Origin of the sequence: Chamaesiphon sp. VAR_48_metabat_403 (genome assembly GCF_031422475.1) — a bacterium.
Lineage (GTDB): Bacteria > Cyanobacteriota > Cyanobacteriia > Cyanobacteriales > Chamaesiphonaceae > Chamaesiphon.
On sequence record NZ_JANPLS010000101.1, the window covers coordinates 1 to 3,157 of the forward strand.

Sequence of the window (3,157 nt, forward strand, 5' to 3'; positions counted from 1 at the left end):
AGCAGCCGCCCAAGGTGAGCTGCTGCGATTTTTTGCCGAGATGCCTTGGTATCCGACTGCGCTATTACCCAGTCAGGGTGTGCGCTGGGAAGCCATTGACGATACCTCCGCCCGCGCTACATTCACCGATGCTCCAACAACGGTCTCCCTCGTATTTCGGTTTAATGCTGAAGGAACAATCGAAACCATGCGGGCTGAAGCGCGTTATCGCGACAAGCTGACTGCGATGCCTTGGAGCGGCAGGTTTTGGGACTATTCAGTGTGTAACGAGATGCTGATTCCTTTGCAAGGCGAGGTGGGATGGGAGTATCCAGACGGCATTCGGCTCTATTACAAAGGAAAAGTTACAGAGATTAACTATGAATTTGCAACGTAAATAATGGAGTAAATATCAAACCTTGTATCGATCGATCTATTAATGAAATGCGATTCTTCATAGGAGCAAAGGCTTTGCCGAATCGATGATGCAATCTATCGGTAGATCTTAATATTTAGCATTAGCTTTATAGGCGATCCTCACAAGTTTCTCATAGTATTGCTTTATGCTATGAGGGGACTCAATTTAACTGCATCCCAACGGGAGCGCATTGATATGGAAAAAGGGAGATTAGCCGCATTTAGTGATGGTGTCATCGCCATTATCATCACGATTATGGTGTTGGAATTGAAAGTGCCTCACAAAGATAATTTAGCCGCATTGCGTCCGCTAATTCCCGTATTTCTGAGCTACATCCTCAGCTTTATATATTTGGGAATTTATTGGAATAACCACCACCACTTATTTCAGATCGTGCAGTACGTTAATGGTCGAGTTTTGTGGGCTAATCTACATTTATTATTCTGGCTGTCACTAATTCCCTTTTTCACTGCCTGGATGGGTGAAAATTACTTCACCGCTGTACCAGTTGCCTTTTATGGTGGTGTGCTGTTGTTTTCCGCGATCGCTTATTCGATTCTGACTGTGACTCTCATCGCTCATCACGGCAAAGATTCGACGATCGCGACTGCGATCGGGAGAGATTTTAAGGGCAAGGTATCGTTAGCGATCTACGCCTTATCGATTCCACTCGCCTTTGCTAACTCATGGTTAACTCTTAGCCTTTATGTATTGGTAGCAATTATGTGGTTGATTCCAGATCGTCGGATTGAAAAAGCAATGAGCTGATGAAAGTATCGCCGATATTCGCGAAAATTAGTAATATTTCTTGCCTGTTTACTAAGATATTTTTATCTATACATTTAGACAGATGCTTTTGTTAATTCGATCGAGTAATCTGAGCGCAGTCTTATATATTTCTCGCAAGCGCGATCTTGGCAAGCGATCCGCTCTGGTGGCACCTTGGTTTCAACGCTCGGTGTCCCTCGATCGGGCATTCCGCAGTACATCAAAGCGATTCCTGTATTTGTCAATCCCAGAGTCAATTCGCAGCTACAGCAAATCGCGCAGCTAATCGATGACGGACATATAAAGGTAACGGTCGAATAAACGTTTGACCTATCAGAAGCTGAGAAAGCGCAGGAAGTTAGCCAGCATGGTCATCCTCGCGGCAAGCTGGTTTTGCAAGTCGTTGGTTAATCTTGATTTAAACTCTCAGTCATTTAGGAGCAACATATGTTTAAAATTTTGGGCAGTCAATTTAAAGGATGGGTGGTTTCAATTACACTAGTTTTAAGTGCCTTACTTTTAGTTCCAGCTCCAACTATGGCAGCGACAGCAGTTTCACTAGATTCATCTAATTCGAGCGTCAATGTTGCGACTGTGTACAAAGTCGATAAAGCAGACCAGGAAAAAATGCTCTCTAATGTCCTGAAATCGACTCAAGCAGACTTGCCAGCAGCCAAGGGATTTATTAATGCTGCTATTCTTAACGATCGAGATGAAAGTGAAATAATTGCCCTCAGTCAGTGGCAAGATTTACCAAGCTTTCAAACTTATATCAAACAACGATCTCCAAATTCATCCGTTGGCGTAGCCTCTCCTTTGGAGAATCGAAACGCCACTCAAACCTTTGCTTGCCAAGTGCAACATACGGAGACAAGAGCAACATCACCCAGTGTCAGTCAAGGTGATGTCATCCAGTTCAGTCAATTCAAGATGAAACCTAATAAAGAGCAATCCGAACTGGCAATGGTTGTCAGCCAAATGATGCCTGGAGTGCTGCAAATGTCTTCTGGATTACAGTGGGCAGCAATGTGTCCCAGCACCGACAAATCTACGATCGCGCTATTAGCTCGGTGGCAAAGTCGGGGAGATTTTGAATCGTTGGGGAAAGAACCTGGATTTGACAAAGAAACCAACTACTGGCAAACCTACGCCAACAATGAACACGGTCTTTATGATGTCGTAAAAGTCATTCGTTAAATATTTAGAATATTTAACAGTAAAGCTTTGAGAGTGTGGATTTAGATCTATAGCGGTTATCGATCCGGTGCGGCACGACTTTAGCATTGAAAGCCCTGCCAGTCGGGAGTTAATTGTGCTTAACCAGCTTAAGAACCGCTATATACTCTCAAAACAATTCACCTAAATTTGGGAAACATAACCATGATTAAGTTATTTTATGCCCCTGGAACCTGTGCCCTTGCCGTACACATTGTCTTGGAATGGATTGGCGAACCCTACGATCTTCAAAAAGTGAAGCAGAGCGATCCAGAGTATCTCAAGCTCAATCCGTTGGGACAAGTTCCAGCCACGATCGACGGCGAGAGTGGGGTGATGAATCAAGCCAGTGCCATACTCAAGTATTTAGCGCGGAAATATCCAGAGGCGAAGCTGGGCGATGATGGCACATTGCAGGATGGATATGACCTCGACCGCTGGATGGCTTTTCTGACGGGTGATGTACATCCCGCTTTTTTTCCATTTTTTATGCCAGATCGCTACTCGATCGATAGCAGCGATCTTACCAAGAAATCGATAAAGGAAGCCTCCTATAAGCTTATCGATCGCGTGTACCAGCATTTAGATCGACATTTAGAGGGTAAAGATTATCTGGTGGGAAATCGCCGCACGATCGCTGATGCCTATGCGTTTGCGATGATTCGTTGGGGCAATTTGTTACCGACTGGCTTGGCAAATTATCCCAATCTCGACCGCTTTTATCATCATTGGCGCGAAGACGAGGGGGTAAAACGGGCGATGGAGCAGCAGCAGATT

At 44.7% G+C, this 3,157-nt stretch carries 5 protein-coding genes; all 5 read left to right on the forward strand.

The genetic code is table 11. The features are described from left to right. Positions 1-376 (forward strand): DUF6920 family protein (locus tag RMO79_RS05325; RefSeq protein ID WP_396136531.1); only part of this gene is annotated, 376 nt, incomplete at its 5' end. Positions 377-592: 216 nt separating this feature from the next. Continuing rightward, complete coding sequence (locus tag RMO79_RS05330) at positions 593-1,165, forward strand: TMEM175 family protein (RefSeq protein WP_396136532.1); 573 nt, start codon at positions 593-595, stop codon at positions 1,163-1,165. Between the two features lie 174 nt (positions 1,166-1,339). Beyond that, a complete protein-coding gene (locus RMO79_RS05335) occupies positions 1,340-1,486 on the forward strand; it encodes a hypothetical protein (protein ID WP_310482019.1) in 147 nt (48 codons plus the stop codon). Positions 1,487-1,612: 126 nt separating this feature from the next. After that, positions 1,613-2,362 carry a hypothetical protein gene (locus RMO79_RS05340; RefSeq protein WP_310482020.1) on the forward strand — a complete coding sequence of 250 codons (750 nt, stop codon included), beginning with the start codon at positions 1,613-1,615 and terminating at the stop codon, positions 2,360-2,362. A 183-nt stretch (positions 2,363-2,545) separates the two neighbouring features. Then, a partial coding sequence (locus tag RMO79_RS05345) for a glutathione S-transferase family protein (RefSeq protein ID WP_310482021.1) occupies positions 2,546-3,157 on the forward strand: 612 nt, incomplete at its 3' end.

Excerpts from the sequence above, each read along its gene's own strand:
- RMO79_RS05330 (WP_396136532.1), top strand. The coding sequence starts at position 593 with ATGGAAAAAGGGAGATTAGCCGCATTTAGTGATGGTGTCATCGCCATT.
- RMO79_RS05340 (WP_310482020.1), top strand. The coding sequence starts at position 1,613 with ATGTTTAAAATTTTGGGCAGTCAATTTAAAGGATGGGTGGTTTCAATT.